The organism is Streptomyces apricus (assembly GCF_008369065.1).
Lineage (GTDB): Bacteria > Actinomycetota > Actinomycetes > Streptomycetales > Streptomycetaceae > Streptomyces > Streptomyces apricus.
Genome location: NZ_VDFC01000046.1, coordinates 1,072,573 through 1,090,942 on the forward strand (window position 1 = coordinate 1,072,573; position 18,370 = coordinate 1,090,942).

At 72.6% G+C, this 18,370-nt stretch carries 16 protein-coding genes; 11 read left to right on the forward strand and 5 right to left on the reverse strand.

Features of this window, described 5'->3' with window-relative positions; all coding sequences use genetic code 11:
• The first annotated feature begins 25 nt into the window (after window positions 1-25).
• From FGF04_RS24990 to FGF04_RS25010, 5 genes are all read left to right on the forward strand, one after another.
• On the forward strand, window positions 26-1,231 hold the full coding sequence (locus FGF04_RS24990; protein ID WP_149513497.1) for a PucR family transcriptional regulator: 1,206 nt from the start codon (window positions 26-28) through the stop codon (window positions 1,229-1,231).
• 89 nt (window positions 1,232-1,320) lie between these two features.
• A complete protein-coding gene (locus FGF04_RS24995; protein WP_149513498.1) occupies window positions 1,321-2,238 on the forward strand; it encodes an ACP S-malonyltransferase in 918 nt (305 codons plus the stop codon).
• 22 nt (window positions 2,239-2,260) lie between these two features.
• On the forward strand, window positions 2,261-3,292 hold the full coding sequence (locus FGF04_RS25000; protein ID WP_149513499.1) for a ketoacyl-ACP synthase III: 1,032 nt from the start codon (window positions 2,261-2,263) through the stop codon (window positions 3,290-3,292).
• Window positions 3,293-3,364: 72 nt separating this feature from the next.
• A complete protein-coding gene (locus FGF04_RS25005) occupies window positions 3,365-3,613 on the forward strand; it encodes an acyl carrier protein (RefSeq protein ID WP_149513500.1) in 249 nt (82 codons plus the stop codon).
• Between the two features lie 106 nt (window positions 3,614-3,719).
• Entirely contained in the window at window positions 3,720-5,015 is a 1,296-nt protein-coding gene (locus tag FGF04_RS25010; protein WP_149513501.1) for a beta-ketoacyl-[acyl-carrier-protein] synthase family protein, read from the forward strand.
• 161 nt (window positions 5,016-5,176) lie between these two features.
• Here FGF04_RS25010 and FGF04_RS25015 read toward each other — a convergent pair whose 3' ends face one another.
• Window positions 5,177-5,671 (reverse strand): DUF3145 domain-containing protein, encoded by a 495-nt coding sequence (locus FGF04_RS25015; RefSeq protein WP_149513502.1) that lies wholly within the window; start codon window positions 5,669-5,671, stop codon window positions 5,177-5,179.
• 198 nt (window positions 5,672-5,869) lie between these two features.
• Here FGF04_RS25015 and FGF04_RS25020 point away from each other — a divergent pair, with 198 nt between their 5' ends.
• On the forward strand, window positions 5,870-6,778 hold the full coding sequence (locus tag FGF04_RS25020; RefSeq protein WP_149513503.1) for an SGNH/GDSL hydrolase family protein: 909 nt from the start codon (window positions 5,870-5,872) through the stop codon (window positions 6,776-6,778).
• Between the two features lie 142 nt (window positions 6,779-6,920).
• Here the strand turns inward: FGF04_RS25020 and FGF04_RS25025 are convergent, their stop codons facing one another.
• Complete coding sequence (locus FGF04_RS25025; protein WP_149513504.1) at window positions 6,921-9,404, reverse strand: glycoside hydrolase family 3 protein; 2,484 nt, start codon at window positions 9,402-9,404, stop codon at window positions 6,921-6,923.
• 129 nt (window positions 9,405-9,533) lie between these two features.
• Here FGF04_RS25025 and FGF04_RS25030 point away from each other — a divergent pair, with 129 nt between their 5' ends.
• Window positions 9,534-10,181, forward strand: a complete 648-nt coding sequence (locus FGF04_RS25030) for a TetR/AcrR family transcriptional regulator (RefSeq protein WP_149513505.1) — start codon at window positions 9,534-9,536, stop codon at window positions 10,179-10,181.
• Between the two features lie 111 nt (window positions 10,182-10,292).
• The gene (locus tag FGF04_RS25035; protein ID WP_149513506.1) at window positions 10,293-11,540 is read left to right on the forward strand and encodes a pyroglutamyl-peptidase I family protein; all 1,248 of its coding nucleotides are present in this window, start codon (window positions 10,293-10,295) and stop codon (window positions 11,538-11,540) included.
• Between the two features lie 2 nt (window positions 11,541-11,542).
• On the opposite strand, the gene FGF04_RS25040 is transcribed toward FGF04_RS25035, so the two are convergent.
• Window positions 11,543-12,358, reverse strand: a complete 816-nt coding sequence (locus FGF04_RS25040) for an EI24 domain-containing protein (protein WP_149513507.1) — start codon at window positions 12,356-12,358, stop codon at window positions 11,543-11,545.
• Between the two features lie 267 nt (window positions 12,359-12,625).
• Between FGF04_RS25040 and FGF04_RS25045 the strand changes: the two genes are divergently transcribed.
• Both FGF04_RS25045 and FGF04_RS25050 read left to right on the forward strand, forming a co-directional pair.
• On the forward strand, window positions 12,626-15,211 hold the full coding sequence (locus tag FGF04_RS25045) for a M14 family zinc carboxypeptidase (protein ID WP_149513508.1): 2,586 nt from the start codon (window positions 12,626-12,628) through the stop codon (window positions 15,209-15,211).
• Window positions 15,212-15,254: 43 nt separating this feature from the next.
• Complete coding sequence (locus FGF04_RS25050; protein WP_149513509.1) at window positions 15,255-16,313, forward strand: serine hydrolase domain-containing protein; 1,059 nt, start codon at window positions 15,255-15,257, stop codon at window positions 16,311-16,313.
• 83 nt (window positions 16,314-16,396) lie between these two features.
• Here FGF04_RS25050 and FGF04_RS25055 read toward each other — a convergent pair whose 3' ends face one another.
• Window positions 16,397-17,419, reverse strand: coding sequence for an NADP-dependent oxidoreductase (locus FGF04_RS25055; protein ID WP_149513510.1), 1,023 nt, complete (start codon window positions 17,417-17,419; stop codon window positions 16,397-16,399).
• 137 nt (window positions 17,420-17,556) lie between these two features.
• Between FGF04_RS25055 and FGF04_RS25060 the strand changes: the two genes are divergently transcribed.
• Window positions 17,557-18,009, forward strand: a complete 453-nt coding sequence (locus tag FGF04_RS25060; protein WP_149513511.1) for a MarR family winged helix-turn-helix transcriptional regulator — start codon at window positions 17,557-17,559, stop codon at window positions 18,007-18,009.
• A 170-nt stretch (window positions 18,010-18,179) separates the two neighbouring features.
• Here the strand turns inward: FGF04_RS25060 and FGF04_RS25065 are convergent.
• Window positions 18,180-18,370 (reverse strand): transposase (locus FGF04_RS25065; RefSeq protein ID WP_149512347.1); only part of this gene is annotated, 191 nt, incomplete at its 5' end.

Consider the following 18,370-nt stretch of genomic DNA (forward strand, 5'->3'; position numbering starts at 1 on the left):
GCCCCTGATGAGGCAGTCTTGTTCCGTGCCCGAACCCGAACCCAGCAACACCGAACGCGCCGCCCGCGCCGCCCAGGCGCACACCGCGACCCTGAAGCGGCTGGAGAAGTCCTCCGGCAGTCTCGCCGCCCAGGCCATCGCGCGCATGGACGAGACGCTGCCCTGGTACCGGGCGATGCCCCCGGAGAACCGGTCGTGGATCGGCCTCGTCGCCCAGGCCGGCATCGCCGCGTTCACCGAGTGGTTCCGGCACCCGGACGCGCCCCAGGCGATCTCCACGGACGTCTTCGGCACCGCCCCCCGCGAGCTGACCAGGGCGATCACCCTGCGCCAGACCGTGGAGATGGTGCGTACGACGATCGAGGTGATGGAGTCCGCGATCGACGAGGTCGCGGTCCCGGGCGACGAGTACGTGCTGCGCGAGGCGCTGCTCGTGTACGCCCGGGAGATCGCCTTCGCCACCGCCCAGGTGTACGCCCAGGCCGCCGAGGCACGCGGTGCCTGGGACGCCCGGCTGGAGTCGCTGGTGGTGAACGCGGTGCTCTCCGGCGAGGCGGACGAGGGGGCGGTGTCCCGCGCCGCGGCCCTCGGCTGGAACTCCCCCGAGCACGTGTGCGTGGTGCTGGGCACGGCACCCGACGGTGACAGCGAGTTGACCGTCGAGGCCATCCGGCGGGCCGCCCGGCACGCCAAGCTCCAGGTGCTCACCGGCGTCCTCGGTGACCGCCTCGTGGTCATCGCGGGCGGCAGCGACAACCCCATCGGCGTCGCCAAGTCCTTGATCGGGCCGTACGCCCCGGGGGCCGTGGTGGCCGGTCCCGTGGTCCCCGACCTGCTCGCCGCGACCCGCTCCGCGCAGGCCGCCGCCGCCGGGCTGAAGGCGTGTTTCGCCTGGCAGGACGCCCCGCGCCCGGTCCTGGCGGACGATCTGCTGCCGGAGCGCGCGATCGCCGGTGACCCCGCGGCGCGCGATCAGCTGGTGGAGGAGATCTACAGACCGTTGGAGGAGGCCGGCTCCGCGCTCCTGGAGACGCTGAGCGTCTACCTCGAACAGGCGAGCAGTCTCGAAGGGGCCGCGCGCATGCTCTTCGTGCATCCCAACACCGTGCGCTACCGGCTCCGACGTGTGACTGACGTCACCGGATGGTCACCCTCCGACGTACGTTCGGCGTTCACGCTGCGGATCGCGCTCATCCTGGGGCGTCTGGCCGATGGGGATCCCCAACTCTAGCCTTTTGTCGGGGCCCTACAATTCCCCTTCGTGTTCTTCGTCCCTGTCCCCACGGGCGGCCGTGCCCGTCCTCAAGAGAGAGTGTGAGAGTGCTCGTACTCGTCGCTCCCGGCCAGGGTGCCCAGACGCCCGGCTTCCTGACTCCTTGGCTCGACCTCCCCGGCGCCGCCGACCGCGTCGCCGCGTGGTCGGACGCCATCGGGCTCGACCTTGCCCACTTCGGAACGCAAGGCGACGCGGACGCGATCCGGGACACCGCCGTCGCCCAGCCGCTGCTGGTCGCCGCGGGTCTCCTGTCCGCCTCGGCGCTCGGCGACGTGGCACCCGGTGCCGTCGCGGGGCACAGCGTCGGCGAGATCACGGCCGCCGCCCTCGCAGGTGTCCTCGACGACACGACCGCCCTGACGCTCGTGCGCAAGCGGGGTCTGGCGATGGCCGAGGCCGCCGCCGTCACCGAGACCGGGATGGCCGCGCTGCTCGGCGGCGATCCGGCCGTGACGATCCCGCACCTGGAGAAGCTCGGCCTGACCCCGGCGAACGTGAACGGCGCGGGCCAGATCGTGGCCGCCGGCACGCTGGAGGAGCTGGCCGCCCTGGACGCCGACAAGCCCGAAGGCGTACGCCGGGTGGTGGCCCTCAAGGTCGCGGGCGCGTTCCACACCCGCCACATGGCTCCGGCGGTCGGTGTCCTCGAAGAGGCCGTGGCGGAGTTCTCGCCGGCCGACCCGACGGTCGCCTACGTCTCGAACAAGGACGGCCGGACCGTCGCCACGGGCACCGAGGTCGTCGCCCGCCTGGTCGGCCAGGTCGCCAACCCGGTCCGCTGGGACCTGTGCATGGAGACCTTCGAGGAGCTCGGCGTGACCGCGCTGCTCGAAGTGTGCCCCGGCGGCACGCTGACCGGTCTCGCCAAGCGCGCGCTGCCCGGCGTGCAGACGCTGGCGCTCAAGACACCCGACGACCTCGACGCGGCTCGCGCGCTCATCGCCGAGCACGCCTCGGCCTGAGCGCGTAAGGAGCCGACAGAGCATGTCGAAGATCAAGGCCCGCAAGGGCTCCCCGTACGCGCGGATCCTCGGTGTGGGCGGTTACCGCCCCGTGCGCGTGGTGCCGAACGAGGTGATCCTGGAGCGCATCGAGTCCTCCGACGAATGGATCCGCTCGCGCTCCGGCATCGAGACCCGGCACTGGGCGAACGACGAGGAGACCGTCGCCGCCATGTCGATCGAGGCGTCCGGCAAGGCGATCGCCGACGCCGGCATCACCGCCGAGCAGATCGGCGCGGTCGTCGTCTCGACCGTCTCCCACTTCGCCCAGACCCCGGCCATCGCCACCGAGATCGCCGACAAGCTCGGCACGGCGAAGGCCGCGGCCTTCGACATCTCGGCGGGCTGCGCCGGCTTCGGCTACGGACTGACCCTCGCCAAGGGCATGATCGTCGAGGGTTCGGCGGAGTACGTGCTCGTCATCGGTGTCGAGCGGCTGTCCGACCTGACCGACCTGGAGGACCGCGCGACGGCCTTCCTGTTCGGTGACGGCGCGGGCGCGGTCGTCGTCGGCCCCTCCCAGGAGCCGCACATCGGCCCCACGGTCTGGGGCTCCGAGGGCGACAAGTCCCACACGATCAAGCAGACCGTGTCCTGGGACGCCTTCCGCAGCGCCGACGTGTCCCAGCTGCCGCTGGACTCCCGGGGCGAGGTCAAGTTCCCCGCGATCACGCAGGAGGGCCAGGCGGTGTTCCGCTGGGCCGTGTTCGAGATGGCCAAGGTCGCCAAGGAGGCGCTGGAGGCCGCCGGACTCACTGCGGAAGACTTGGACGTCTTCATTCCCCACCAGGCCAACGAGCGGATCATCGACTCGATGGTGAAGACGCTCAAACTGCCGGAGCACGTCACGGTCGCGCGTGACGTACGCACCACCGGCAACACCTCGGCCGCCTCGATCCCGCTCGCTATGGAGCGGCTCCTGGCGACCGGAGAGGCGAAGAGCGGCGACACCGCGCTCGTCATCGGCTTCGGGGCGGGTCTCGTGTACGCCGCGACGGTCGTTACCCTCCCCTAGGCACCCCGTCCGGAACGTTCCGGACCGGGAGTACCGCCACACCCTCTGGAAACACAAGAAGGAGCGCCTGACATGGCCGCCACTCAGGAAGAGATCGTCGCCGGTCTCGCCGACATCGTGAACGAGATCGCCGGCATCCCGGTCGAGGACGTCCAGCTGGAGAAGTCCTTCACCGACGACCTCGACGTCGACTCGCTCTCCATGGTCGAGGTCGTCGTCGCCGCCGAGGAGCGCTTCGACGTCAAGATCCCCGACGACGACGTCAAGAACCTCAAGACGGTCGGCGACGCGACCGAGTACATCCTCAAGCACCAGGACTGAGCCACCCGCTCACCCCGGACGCTGCTAGGCCGTGTCTGACAAGACCTAGCCCCGCCACCCGGCGGTGGCGCCGCTGATCCTCGTATCCGTTGGAGAAAGAATTCCCGTGAGCCCGACCAATCGCACCGTGGTCGTCACCGGTATCGGCGCAACCACACCGCTGGGTGGCGACGCAGCCTCTACCTGGGAGGGCCTGGTCGCCGGACGTTCCGGTGTCCGCCCCCTGGAGCAGGAATGGGCCGCCGACCAGGCGGTCCGCATCGCGGCACAGATCGCCGTGGAGCCGGGCGAGGTCATTCCGCGCCCGCAGGCCCGCCGTCTTGACCGCTCGGCGCAGTTCGCGCTGATCGCGGCCAAGGAGGCCTGGGCGGACGCCGGTTACACCGGTGCCGCCGGCGCCGAGGCGTCCGAGGACGGCGCACCGGGCGCGACGGTCGACCCCGACCGGCTCGGCGCGGTCATCGCCTCCGGCATCGGCGGCGTGACGACCCTGCTCGACCAGTACGACGTGCTGAAGGAGAAGGGCGTACGCCGCGTCTCCCCGCACACCGTCCCCATGCTCATGCCGAACGGCCCCTCGGCCAACGTGGGCCTGCTCGTCGGCGCCCGCGCCGGTGTGCACACCCCGGTCTCCGCCTGCGCGTCGGGCGCCGAGGCCATCGGCTACGCCATCGAGATGATCCGCACCGGACGCGCCGACGTCGTGATCGCCGGCGGCACCGAGGCGGCCATCCACCCGCTGCCGATCGCCGCGTTCGGCAACATGATGGCGATGTCCAAGAACAACGACGACCCGCAGGGCGCCTCGCGCCCCTACGACATCGGCCGGGACGGCTTCGTCCTGGGCGAGGGCGCGGGCGTGATCGTGCTGGAGTCGGCCGAGCACGCCGCGGCGCGCGGTGCCCGCGTGTACGCGGAGGCGGTCGGCCAGGGCATCTCCGCCGACGGCCACGACATCGTGCAGCCGGAGCCGGAGGGGCGGGGCATCGCCCACGCCCTGCAGAACCTGCTCGACAACACGGACCTGAACCCGGCGGAGGTCGTGCACGTCAACGCGCACGCGACCTCCACGCCGGCCGGTGACGTGGCCGAGCTGAAGGCCCTGCGGAAGGTGTTCGGCGACGACGCCGACCACTTCGCCGTGTCCGGTACGAAGTCCATGACCGGGCACCTGCTCGGTGGCGCCGGCGGTGTGGAGTCGGTCGCCACGGTGCTGGCGCTCTACCACCGGATCGCGCCGCCGACCATCAACGTCGAGAACCTCGACCCGGAGGCGGAGGCCACCGCGGACATCGTGCGCGGGGAGGCGCGGAAGCTGCCCGTCGAGGGGCGGATCGCCGCGCTGAACGACTCGTTCGGGTTCGGGGGGCACAACGTGGTGTTGGCGTTCCGTACGGTTTGATTCGTGCAAGTGGCCCGGCACCTCTTTGAGGTGTCGGGCCGCTTGCGTTTGTGGGGCGTGAGCGGTGAGTGGGCGCCCCTAGAAGCAAAAGATTGCGCAGTTCCCCGCGCCCCTAAAAGCGACAAGATTGCGCCGTTCCCCGCGCCCCTGAAAGTGCGGGGCTAGACCACCTGGTGGAGCCAGCGGACCGGGGCGCCTTCTCCTGCGTAGCGGAACGGTTCCAGTTCGTCGTCCCAGGGCTTGCCGAGGAGCTTGGGGAGTTCCGACTCCAGTTGCGTCTCGCCCTGCTGGGCGCGGGCCAGGGCGGCGCGCAGCCGGTCCTCGGGGATCAGGATGTCGCCGTGGATGCCGGTCACCGCGTGGAAGATGCCCAGTTCGGGGGTGCAGCTGTAGCGCTCGCCCTCGGCGGTGGCGCACGGCTCGGCGGTCACCTCGAAGCGCAGCATCTGCCAGCCGCGCAGCGCCGAGGCGAGCTTGGAGGCGGTGCCGGCCTGGGCCTGGTAGGAGAACTCGGATCTCCAGGTGCCGGGCGCGGCGGGCTGCCGGATCCAGTCGAGGCTGACCCGGGTGCCGAGCACGCCCGCGACGGCCCACTCGACGTGCGGGCACAGCGCGCGCGGCGCGGAGTGCACGTAGAGAACTCCACGTGTCGTCACTGGGACCTCCGGACAGAGCGGGCACTTTGCAGCTGGGCGGATCGTTCAGTGGCAGGGCAGCCACGTGGCGAGGCTACCGTGCGGCGGTGCAGGGAGTGTGACGTACCGTCGGTCCCGGCGTCCATGAGCACGGAGGTTTCACCCGGGAGGACGCTTGGGGGCGGGCTGCCGTTGCGTGACGAACGAGGGGAACTGTGGATGCGCAAGCGTGATCGTCGTTCGCGGGGCCTCGTCGCGGCCGCCGTGGCGGCGCTGGTGGGCGTGGCGGGACTGACCGGGTGCGACGCGGTGGGCGGCGACTCGCCCGGGCCGTCCGGCACGGCCGTGCGCAAGCCCTCGCCGAAGCCCACTCCGGCCTGGGACCGCAGCCCGGCCTCGCTGGCCGCGGTCGGCGACTCGATCACCCGCGGGTTCGACGCCTGCTCGGTGCTGTCCGACTGCCCCGAGGTCTCGTGGGCGACCGGCACGGACACGGCGGTGAACAGTCTCGCGGTACGGCTGCTGGGGAAGGCCGGGGCCGCGCGCAACAGCTGGAACTACGCGTCGACCGGCTCCCGCATGGCCGACCTGCCCGGTCAGATGGCGCAGGCCGCGACGCGCAGGCCCGAGCTGGTGACGGTGATGGCCGGCGCGAACGACGCCTGCCGGTCCTCGGTGTCCGCGATGACCTCGGTCGCGGAGTTCCGCACCCAGTTCGAGGACGCGCTGGACACGCTGCGGTCCGCGCTGCCGAAGACGCAGGTGTACGTGTCCAGCGTGCCCGACCTGAAGCGGCTGTGGTCGCAGGGGCGGACGAACCCGATGGGGAAGCAGATCTGGAAGCTGGGGATCTGCCCGTCGATGCTGGGGGACGCCGACTCGCTGAGCGCGGCGGCGACGTCGCGGCGGGACCGGGTGCAGGACCGGGTGGAGTCGTACAACACGGTGCTGGAGGAGGTGTGCGCGAAGGACCGGCGGTGCCGGTTCGACGGCGGGGCGGTCTTCGAGTACCGGTTCGGGACGGCGCAGCTCAGTCACTGGGACTGGTTCCATCCGAGCAAGAACGGTCAGGCGCGGCTTGCTGAACTGGCGTACGCGAGGGTTACCTCGCGTACGCCGGCGGAGTGATCGCGGAAGGGTTGCGTGGTCGGGTGCGGGTGCGTCGTGGCTGGTCGCGCAGTTCCCCGCGCCCCTAAAGACAAAAGACTGCGCCGTTCCCCGCGCCCCTGAAAGCGACAAGACCGCGCCGTTCCCCGCGCCCCTTTCGGGGCTAGATGGTGATCGTCGTCTTCAGCCTCGGGTCCGTGAGGCTGTGGGAGGCCTTGATTTCGTAGGTGCCCTTCATCGGGGTCCAGGTGCGGGACTCCTCGTCCCAGGTCTCGAAGGCCCGGGCGGGGAGGTCGACGGTGGTGCGGACCGACTCCCCCGGGGCCGCCTCGACGTTCGCGAAGCCCGCCAGCCAGCGGGCCGGGCGCTCGGGGTCCGGGGTCGACGGGGACACGTAGAGCTGGATCGTCTCGCGGCCGGTGCGGGAGCCCGTGTTGGTGACGCGGACCGTGACCGCCGTGCCGGTCACCTCGATCGCGTCGTACGTCCAGTCGGTGTAGCCGAGGCCGTGGCCGAAGGGGTACGCCGGGGTGCGGCCCTCCTTCTCCCAGGCCCGGTAGCCGATGAAAACGCCCTCGGTGTACGGGAGTTGGCCGTTCTCGGGGGTGACCTGGGTGACCGGGGCGGAGTCCAGCGAGCCCCAGGTGGTGGGGAGCCGGCCGCCGGGCTCGTGGGCGCCGGTGAGGACGTCGGCGAGGGCCGCGCCGCCCTCCTGGCCCGGGAACCAGGACAGGAGCACCGCGGCGACCTCGTCGCGCCACGGGAGCTCCACCGGAGAGCCGGAGTTGACGACCACGACGGTGTTCGGGTTGGCGGCGGCGACGGCGTGCACCAGGTCGTCCTGGTGGCCCGGCAGGCGCAGGTCCGTGCGGTCGAAGCCCTCGGACTCGACGCGCTCGGTGGTGGCGACCACGACGACCGCGGTGTCGGCGGCGCGGGCCGCCTCGACGGCCTCGGCGATCAGTTCGGCGGGGTCGCGCACGGGCTCCTGGTGGGCGAGCGTGAAGGTGACGACCCGCATGGGCATGTCGTCGGGGACGACGACCACGTGCCGCAGGGAGACCTCGTAGGGACGGCCCGCCGTCAGCTCGACCGTGGCGCGCTCCACGGGGTCGCCGAAGAACGCCGCGAACGGGTCGTCCGTGTCGGTGCCCTGGACCCCGTCGAAGTACTCGGTGCCGTCGACGGTGAGCGTGAAGGCGCCCATGCCCTTGATCCCGAAGGTGTGCGGGCCGCTCTCGCGCGGGGTGAAGGTGCCGGTCAGCTCCACGGTGTGGAGGCGGTCGTGGGTGACGCCGTCGGGCAGGTCGTCGCCCATCCACTGGAGGTGGCCGCTCGGCGCGGAGCCGGTGCCCAGGACGGTGCCCCCGGCGTCGCGGCAGACCGCGCGCAGCTCGAAGCCCTTGCCGGCGGGGGCGAGCTCCTGGTTGGGGTCGGCGCCGAGCGCGTACGTCAGGGCGCCCTCGGGCAGGGCGGCGGTGAGGCCCTCCAGCGGGGAGACGGTCCGGGCGGGGAAGACGGTGGCGGAGCCGCCGCCGAGGACGCGGGCGTCGCGGGCGGCGGCGCCGATGAGCGCCACCGAGCGGCCGGCGGGGAGCGGGAGGGCGCCTTCGTTGCGTACGAGGACGAAGGAGCGGCGGGCGATCTCGCGGGCCAGCTCCGGCCCGTCCACCGCCTCGGGCAGGTCGGTGACGACCGGTTCGGCGCCCTCCAGGGCGCCGACGCGGGCGGCCAGGCGCAGGACGCGGCGCACGGCCTCGTCGACGGTCGCCTCGTCGGTCTCGCCGGCCCGGACGGCGGCGGCGAGCGCGGGCCCGTACACGGTGGTCGGGCCGGGCATCGCGACGTCCAGGCCGCCCTCGACGGCGCCGACGGTCGAGCGGGCGGCGGTCCAGTCGGAGACGTTGAAGCCGTCGAAGCCCCATTCGCCGCGCAGGACCTCGTTCACCAGGTGGTGGTGCTCGGTCATGGTGGTGCCGTTGACCGTGTTGTAGGCGGTCATGATGCCCCAGGGGCGGGCGTTCTCGACGATGGCCTCGAAGGGGGCCAGGTAGAGCTCGCGCAGGGCGCGCGGCGGGACCAGGTTGTCCACGGTGAAGCGGTCGGTCTCGGCGTCGTTGGCGACGAAGTGCTTGACGGTGGTGCCGACGCCGCCCTCCTGCACGCCGGTCACGTAGCCGGTGCCGATCCGTCCGGTGAGGTACGGGTCCTCGCTGTACGCCTCGAAGTGGCGGCCGCCAAGCGGTGAGCGGTGCAGGTTGACCGTGGGGGCGAGCAGGACGTGGACACCCTTGCGGCGGGCCTCCTGGGCGAGGAGGCGCCCCGCGCGGCGGGCCAGCGCGGGGTCCCAGGCGGCGGCGAGCGCGGTCGGGGAGGGCAGGGCGACGGACGGGTCGTCGGCGGTCCAGCGCACGCCCCGGACGCCGATCGGGCCGTCGGACATGACGAGCGACTTCAGTCCGATCTCCGGCACCGCGGGCAGGGACCACACGTCCTGCCCGGCGAGCAGCCGCGCCTTCGTGTCCAGGTCGAGGGCGGCGAGGGCCGCCTCGACCACCGCCTCGCGCGCCCGGTCCGCCGCTGTCCGGTCCGCCTGTGCCTGGTCCGCCTGTGCCTGGTCCACCGGGGTGGGCCGGGTTCCTGCCATGGCCGTGCCTCCTCGTCGACGTCCGATCCGTCCCCCCATCCTGCATCCGCGGCCTGTCGATCGGTAGGTTTCGTTATCCCGGTGTGACAAAAAGCCGCGGCCGGACCCGGGCCGTCGTACGGTGGCGTCATGACGAGCGGGACGTCCAGGTCGGCCAGGGGCACGGAACGTCGCGCGGAGATCCTCCGGGCGGCGCTGGAGGTGATCGCCGAGCGGGGGTACCGGGGCGCGAGCCTGGCGGCGGTCGCCGAGCGGGTCGCCCTCACCCCGCAGGGGCTGCTGCACCACTTCCCCACCAAAGAGGCGCTGCTGGTCGCCGTGCTGGCGGAGCGCGACCAGTGGGACGCGGTCCCCGGCACCGGGTGGCCGCTCGAACTGCTCGGGCAGCTCGTCGAGTACAACGCCATGCGGCCCGGGATCGTGCAGACCTTCTCGGCGCTGCTCGGCGAGAGCGTCACGGAGGGGCACCCGGCGCGCGGGTTCTTCACCGAGCGGTACGAGGCGGTGCGGGCGAACATGGCGCAGGTGCTGCGCAGCGAGTACGGGGAGCGGCTGCCGAGCGGGCTCACCCCGGAGCGGGCGGCCCCGCTGCTCGTCGCGGTGATGGACGGGCTGCAGTACCAGTGGCTGCTCGCACCGGAGTCGGTGGACATGCCTGCGGCGTTCCGGGACTTCCTCACGCTGCTGGGCGAGACCGGGGGTGCGGCCGGGGGCGAGGGCGCCGCCGGGAGCGAGGGCGCGGCCGAGGGTGAGGGCGCGGCCGAGGACCGGTCGTAGCGAGGGGTGCGTGGCCCCAGGGGTCACGCACCATGGCGTGCGTCCCTCCCGTCACGCATACTGCCGCCATCCGACGACGTCCCCCCTCGCGACGGAAGGACCTGAACCACCTTGACGTACATACGTGTTCGGCTCGGCGCCCTCGGCCTGGCACTGCTGGCGGGATTCGCCGCACCGCCCGCATCCGCCGCGCAGGACCCCGCGGCCGCGCCCACCGTGGAGGAGCAGCGCCTCGACCGGGCGGCGCCCCAGGAGATCCTGCGGCGGTCCGGATTCGACACGGTGGCACCGGAGTTCGCCCGGGCGTTGGGCGCGGCACGCTCGTACGCGCAGGCCGAGCGGCTGGTCGAACGGCAGGGCACCCGGCTGTGGCAGCGGGCGGTGGACCGGGCCCAGGGCCGCGGCCCCGCGGGCGGCGACCTGAGCCGGGACGACGACCGGCCGCTGTACTGGGCCCGGCTCGGCCTGACCCGCGAAGTACGCCAGTGGCAGCCCGAGTTCGGGCTCACGGAGGCGAAGCGCGCCCGGCTGATCGCCGCGCTGGAGCGGACCTCGCGCGGCCAGGACACCATCCGCTACCCGCACTCGAAGAAGATCAAGCGGATCCTGGTGACGGGCTTCGACCCGTTCACGCTCGACCGGGACGTGCGGATCTCCAACCCGTCGGGGGCGACCGCGCTGGCGCTGGACGGCACGGTGATCAGGACGGCGGACGGCCCGGCGCGCGTGGAGACGGCCGTCTTCCCGGTCCGCTGGCAGGACTTCGCCGACGGCACCGTGGAGCGGACGCTGCGCCCGCACCTGCCCCGCATCGACCTGTTCACGACGGTCAGCCAGGGCCGGGTGGGCCGTATCGACGTCGAGCGCACCAACGGGGCCTGGCGCGGCGGCTTCCCGGACAACGAGAACCTCTCGCGCACCGAGACCGTCCCGGTGGCCGACCCGGCCTCGCAGCCGCAGTGGACGACGACGACCCTGCCGTACGCGGACATCGTCGCCGCCGACACCGGGCGCTTCCCGGTGTACGACAACACGTCGGTGACCGAGATCCCGGCGGGCGGGACGGCGGCCGTGGTGCGCCCCGACGGGCCGACGGCGGGCTCGACGGCCCGGGCGGGCGGCGGCGGCAACTACCTCTCCAACGAGATCGCGTACCGTGCGACGCTCCTGCGCGACCGGCTCGGGCTGGGCGGCTCGCTGCCCGGCGGCCATGTGCACACGCCGGTGCTGGAGTTCGGGGCGGACAACACGGACCCGGAGAGCGGGACGGTCACCGACGCCGAGTTCGTGCGGAACCGGCTGGACATCATCGCCCAGGTGCGGTCGATCCTGAAGGTGGCGGCGGAGGCGTCCGGCTGACGTCAGCCGTTGAGGAAGTGCGCGGGGTCGGCGGGGCCCGGGTCCCCGCTCTCCTCGTCGCCCTCCTCGCGGGTCTCCTCGCCCAGCAGGTCGCGGGCCATCAGGGTGGCGCCCGCGACCGCGCCGGGCATCAGGAAGACGGCGACGAAGGGGACGATGAAGGCGAGGGCCAGCGGGGTGCCGAAGCCCCAGACCAGCGTCCTGCGGGCGCGGAGCAGGACGAGGCGGTCGCGGACCACGATGCCGCGGCGCTGCAGGGCGATCGAGGTCAGTTCCTCGGTGAGGAAGAAGCCGGTGACGAAGAAGCCGATCACCGGGACGACGGTCTGGCCGACGAACGGGACGAACCCGAGCGCGAACAGGAGCACGCCCCAGATCAGCGCCCGGATCACGATGCGGATGCTGTCGCGGGTGGAGATGACCAGCTCGCGCCAGAGCGGCAGGCCCGACTCGGGGGCCGTGCCGTCCGGGGAGACGTCCCGGTCCACCTTCTCGGAGAGGCTGTCGTAGAAGGGCTGGCCGACGACGAGCGTGACGGCGGTGAAGGTGACCACCGACAGGAGCAGGGCGAGGGCGAAGAGGACGCCGGTCAGGAAGCCGCGGAAGAGGCCGAGCCAGGGGCTCGACCAGTCGTCCGCGAAGGGGGTCGCCCAGGCGGTGAAGTCGGCGCCCCACAGGGCCAGGGCGGTGAGGGCGGCGGCGTACAGCACGAGGGTGATGAGGCCGGGCACGAGTCCGAAGCCGAACTGCTTCCCGTGGCGGACCACCCAGCGCTGGCCGCGCAGCAAGTACTTGAACCCGACCCCTAGATCACGCATGCGTGCACCCTACCGGGGGGTGCGGTGTTTTTTGGCTGCGGGCCGGTGGGGGTTGCTCGCGCAGTTCCCCGCGCCCCTAAAAGATTGCGCAGTTCCCCGCGCCCCTCAGGGGCGCCCCTCAGGGGCGCGGGGAACTGCGCGGCCCGCCCCCACCGGGCCGCAGTCGAATTTCCGCCCCCAGCCCTGCAGGGATTGTTGCCAGCGGAGCGAACCGGTAGACCTCGCTACYGAAGTGACCCGTGTCGGACCCCCTCCGTGGAGGTACACGTGCGCCTACCGAGACCCGCCCTGATCGTCACGGCCGCCGTCACCGCGGCGGCCTCGCTCCTGGTCGCCCCGAGCGGTGCCCTCGCCGACCCCGTCCCCCGGCCCGGGGGCCCGGGCCCGGTCCGCGAGGGGTCCGGTCCCTCCGGCGGCGGGGCCGCCCGGGCGCCCGAGGACGCCACCGCCCGGGCCCTGAGCGCCCCGGTCACCGCGCTCGCCCCCGACGACGCGGACACCGTACGGGGCTATCCGCGCGAGCAGGTGCTGCCCCCGGAACCGGAGAACCCGGCGGACAGGTCCGTGAAGCTGGGGCTGACCCCGTACCACGGCATCGCGCCGGAGCTGAACGCCCTGCAGCGCCTGGGCGACCGGGTGAGCGTGGAGGTCGCGGGCCGGTCGGCCGGCGGGCACCGCCTCTACCTGGTCACCGTCACCGCGCCGGAGTCGGCCCGGCAGGCGCGCGCCCAGGAGCGGATGCGCGAGCTGATCGAGAACGCGCCCGCGGTCGCCGCGAAGGACCCGGCGGTGAAGCGCGACTACAAGGTGCCGGTCTTCTTCAACAACAACATCCACGGCAACGAGTGGGAGGGCACGGACGCCTCCCTGAAGCTGATCGGGAAGCTCGCGACCGCCGGGGACAGGGCGACCGCCGACCTGCTCGCCCACCACCGCGTGTACTTCAACGTCACCGCGAACCCGGACGGCCGCATCGCCGGCACCCGCGCCAACGCCAACGGGTTCGACCTCAACCGGGACTTCGTGACCGCCTCGCAGCCCGAGACGCGGGCGATGCGGCAGATCGCCATCGACAAGCAGCCCGCGCTCATGGTCGACCTGCACGGATACGTCAACGGCACGCTCATCGAGCCGACCACTCCCCCGCACGGCGAGAACTACGAGTACGACCTCTTCCTGAAGAACACCTACGCCAACGCCCTCGGCATGGAGGCCGCCGTCAACGGCCTCGGCTACACGCCGGAGAAGGACGGCGTGGAGCCGGCCCAGATCCCCTTCCGGGACCAGGAGGAGGGCTGGGACGACTGGCCGCCGATCTTCACCCCGCAGTACATGCCGTTCCACGGCACGGTCGCCGCGCACACGGTCGAGTTCCCGATGGCCGTCAACAACGAGGAGTACGACGAGCTGCCCGTCGCCGAGCTGCGCCGCCGCTCGGCGATCAACGTGGCGATCGCGGGCGCGGCGATGCGCGCGAGCCTGGACCACGCCCGCACCCACCGCGCCACGCTCCTCGCCGACCAGATCGAGGTCTTCCGCCGGAGCGTCACGGGCGCCGCGCAGGTCCCCGTCTCGCCCGGGACGGTGCCGGGGGTGCCGGGCATCGGCCCGGAGGACGTCTACACGACGGACTTCCCCCGCGCGTACGTGATCCCGGCGGACGGGGGCAGGGGCACGGTCGCCCAGCGCTCGGCGCCGGCCGCGGCCCGGCTCGTCGACCACCTGCTCGCCAACGACGTACGGGTGCGGCGGGCGACGGCCGGCTTCCGGCTCGGCGGGAAGGCGTACGCGAAGGGCTCGTACGTCGTCGACCTGCGCCAGCCCAAGCGCGGCATGGCGAACGTCATGCTGGCGGACGGGCGCGACATCAGCGGCAAGGTGTCGGTGATGTACGACATCTCCGGCTGGAGCCTCGGCCGGCTGTGGGGTGCGACCGTCGAGACGGTACGGACCGGGCGGCTCGACGTGCCGGACCGGGCGGTGCACGCCGCCGCGAAGGTCGGGTACGTGGCGCCCCGCGGCACGCTGCGGCTGCGCCTGGACGACGCCCGGGAGGTCGCCGCGCTCAACTCCCTGCTGGCGGACGGCGTCGCGGTGCGGCGGGCGGCCGACGGCAGCGCGGTGGTGCCCGCCTCGGCGCGCGGGCGGGCGGCGGCGCTCGCGAAAACGTACGACGTGGCCTTCGACGCGACGAAGGAGACCGGCGGCGCCCCGCTGCGGCGGGTCCGGGTCGCCGCGGCCGTCACGCCGGGCGAGCTGTTCGCGCTGCGCGAGATGAACTTCGACGTGGTCCCGGTGTCCACGGCCGTGCTGAACGCGGGCTTCGACTGGTCGCGGGCGGACGTCCTGTTCGCCTCCTCCGGACTGGACCCGGCGCGCCTCGACGCGGCCGCACGCGCCGCCCTGGACGCCTTCCTGGAGCGCGCGGGGCTGGTGGGCCGCGGGGCCACCGGAGCGGCCGTCAACGCCGCCGCGGGGCTCCTCGCGGTCGACGCGGTGGAGGGCAACCCGGACGCCAACGGCGTGGTGCGCGTGGTCAACTCGCCCGGCGGGCCGGCCGCGGGCGCCCCCGGTCACAGCTTCGTCTACGCGCCGGTGTGGTTCACCGGCCTCGGCGCCGGGGTGCGCGTGGAGCAGTCGTACGCGAGCGGCAACCCGCTCGTGTCCGGTCACTGGCGCGCCCTGGAGGACGGCGGCGGCGGTCCCGCGCAGGCGGCGGGACAGGCCTCGGTGGTGAGCGGACCGCACGCGGTGCTGTTCGGCACGGAGCCGCTCTTCCGGGATCATCCCAAGGGGGAATTCCCCCAGGTGGCACGGGCCTTGCTGACAGTGTCGCAGGGGACAGGAAACTAGGGATCCGGAACTTCCGGGTTCCAGCGGTCTGAGGAGAGCACGGATGGCACAGGAGATCCACGGCACCGTCGCCGACGGCTACGAGGGGGTGCGCGAGGAGTTCGCGTCCGTCGTCGCCGCCGAACGCCCGGATTACGCGGGGCAGTTGAGCGCGTACGTACGGGGGCGGCGGGTCGTCGATCTCTGGACCGGCGCGGACACCGACGGCGACTCGCTGTTCGGGGTCTACTCGTCCTCCAAGGGGGCGGCCCATCTGGTGGTCGCCCTCCTCGTGCAGGACGGCGTGCTGGAGCTGGACCGCGAAGTGGCGCACTACTGGCCGGAGTTCGCGGCCGAGGGCAAGTCCGCGGTGACGCTGCGGGAGCTGCTGGCCCACCGGGCGGGCGTGGTCGGCACGGACGGGGGCTTCACCCTGGACGAGCTGACCGACGACCGGGTGCTCGCCGGACGGCTCGCGGGGCAGCGGCCGTTCTGGCGGCCCGGCACGGCCTTCGGCTACCACGCGCTGGTGATCGGCGCGCTCACCGGCGAGGTCGTGCGGCGGGCCACCGGCCGGACGCTCCAGGAGGTGTACGAGGAGCGGGTGCGGGCCCCGTACGGGCTGGGCTTCCACCTGGGGCTGCCGGAGTCGGAGGAGCACCGGTACCTGCCGGTGCTGCCGATGGCGCCGACCCCGCCGGAGCAGGCGCTGCTGGACGCGACGCCCCGGGGGCCGCACACGCTGGCCGCGATCGCGTTCAACGAGCACGGGCCGGACGCCGTGCCGCTGGCCGACTTCCCCAACCACCGCGCGGTGCGCGCGCTCGGGCAGGCGTCGGCCGGCGGGGTCGCGTCCGCGCGCGGGCTGGCCGGGATGTACGCGGCGGCGATCGGGGCCGGGAGCGGGGAGCGGGCGGCGCTGCTCAAGCCGGACACGGTGGCGGAGGTGGGGCAGATCCACTCCGTGGGGTACGACCTGGTGGCGCGGGCGCACAAATCGTACGGGCTCGGGTTCCAGGCCACGGCCGACACGTGGCACCCGTTCCTGGAACCAGCGGTTGGTTCTGGCCGTTCACTCGGCGGCGCACGCTGTGCGCTCGACCTCGTGAACCGGGGGTTGTGAGTCGGGTGCGGGTGCGTGGGGGCTGGTCGCGCAGTTCCCCGCGCCCCTGAAGGGGCGCGGGGAACTGCGCAGTCTTTTGGCTTTCAGAGCGTGACGATCATCTTGCCCGTGTTGTCGCCCCTCAGGACTCCGAGGAATGCCTCCAGGGTGTTCTCGATGCCCTCGACCACCGTCTCGCGGTACTTGAGGTCGCCGGAGGCGACCCAGGGGCCGACCTCCTCGACGAACTGCGGCTGCAGGTCGTAGTGGTCCCCGACCAGGAACCCCTCGATCCGGCCGCGGGTCGCGATCAGGCGGGCGAGGTTCTTCGGGCCGGGCGCGGGCTCCGTGTTGTTGTACACGGAGATCATCCCGCAGACCGCGATCCGGCCGTGCAGGTTGAGGGAGCCGACCGCCGCCTCCAGGTGGTCGCCGCCGACGTTGTCGAAGTAGACGTCGATCCCGTCCGGGGCGGCCTTCCTGAGCTGCTCGCTCACGGAGCCGTTCTTGTAGTTGAAGGCCGCGTCGAAGCCGTACTCCTTCACGAGCAGCTCGACCTTCTCGTCGGAGCCGGCCGAGCCGATGACCCGTGAGGCGCCCTTGAGCTTCGCGAGCTGGCCGACCTGGCTGCCCACGGCGCCGGCGGCACCGGAGACGAAGACGACGTCGCCCTCCTTGAAGGCGGCGGTGCGCAGGAGGCCCGCGTACGCGGTGAGGCCTGTCATGCCGAGGACACCGAGGTACGTGGTGAGCGGCGCGGCCTGGGGGTCCACCTTGACGGCGTGCTTGGCGTCGAACGTGGCGTACTCGCGCCAGCCGAAGGAGTGCAGGACGTGGTCGCCGACGGCGACGTCCGCGGAGTTCGACGCGACGACCTCGCCGACCGCGCCGCCCTGCATGGCCTTGCCCAGCTCGTAGGGGGCGGCGTACGACTTCGCGGCGCTCATGCGGCCGCGCATGTACGGGTCCACGGAGAGGTGCTTGTTGCGCACCAGGACCTGGCCCGGGCCGGGCTGCTTCAGCTCGGCCTCGACCAGGGCGAAGTCCTCCGGCTTCGGCCAGCCGACCGGGCGGCTGGCGAGGTGCCATTCGCGGTTCACGGCGGGGAGCGCGGCGGTGTCGGTCATGGGGGGACGCCCTTCTCGGTACATCGGTACAGCGGTGTGCGTACGCCGGCGGTTGCGTACGCCAGGATGCTTCAGTAGGTGAAACAACCATGCTCCTGAATATTTCAGGATGTCAAGTAACGGGGTAGCCTGTCGGCATGGGCACCCAGCAGACTCCCTCGTTCGACCCCCTGACGCTTGAGGTCGTCGACCTCATCGGCACGGTGGTGGCCCGCTACCACGAGGAGTACGAGGACGCGGCGGCGGAGCACGCCCTGACGGGGGCGCAGGCGCGGCTGCTGAGCCTGCTGTCGCTGGAGCCGCTGCCGATGCGGCGGCTGGCGCAGCGGCTGAAGTGCGAGCCGTCGAACGTGACCGGGATCGTGGACCGGCTGGAGGCGCGGGGGCTGGCCGAGCGGCGGCCCGATCCCTCGGACCGGCGGGTGAAGCTCGCCGCCGCCACGGAGGAGGGGCGGCGGGTGGCCCGGAGCCTGCGGCTGTCCCTGCGGTTCGCCCGGGAGCCGCTGGCGACGCTGTCGCGCGAGGAACGGATGTCCCTGCGGGAGCTGCTGCTCCGCATGCTTGACGAGCCCACCGGGGCGGGGGCCTGACCTGTGGCCCCCTAAAAGATTGCGCAGTTCCCCGCGCCCCTGGGGAGTGCGGGTCGTTCGCCGGGTGCGGCCCGGTGGGGGTTGCTCGCGCAGTTCCCCGCGCCCCTAGGTACCTAAGGGTTGTCCCGTAAATGATCTACGGCATGCTCGGTGACCTGCTGGTTTCTGCGTCACCCGGCGAGGGCGAGGTTGTGCAGGCGGGCGATGCCGAGCGTGGCGTGGTGAACGCCGTCGCCTTTCAGGCGGCAGTCGCGGAGGATCTTCCAGCCCTTCATGCGGGCGAAGACGTGCTCCACGCGGGCGCGGACCTTGCGGTGCGAGGCATTGTGTTCCTCCTTCCAGGCCGGGAGTTCGGCCTGGC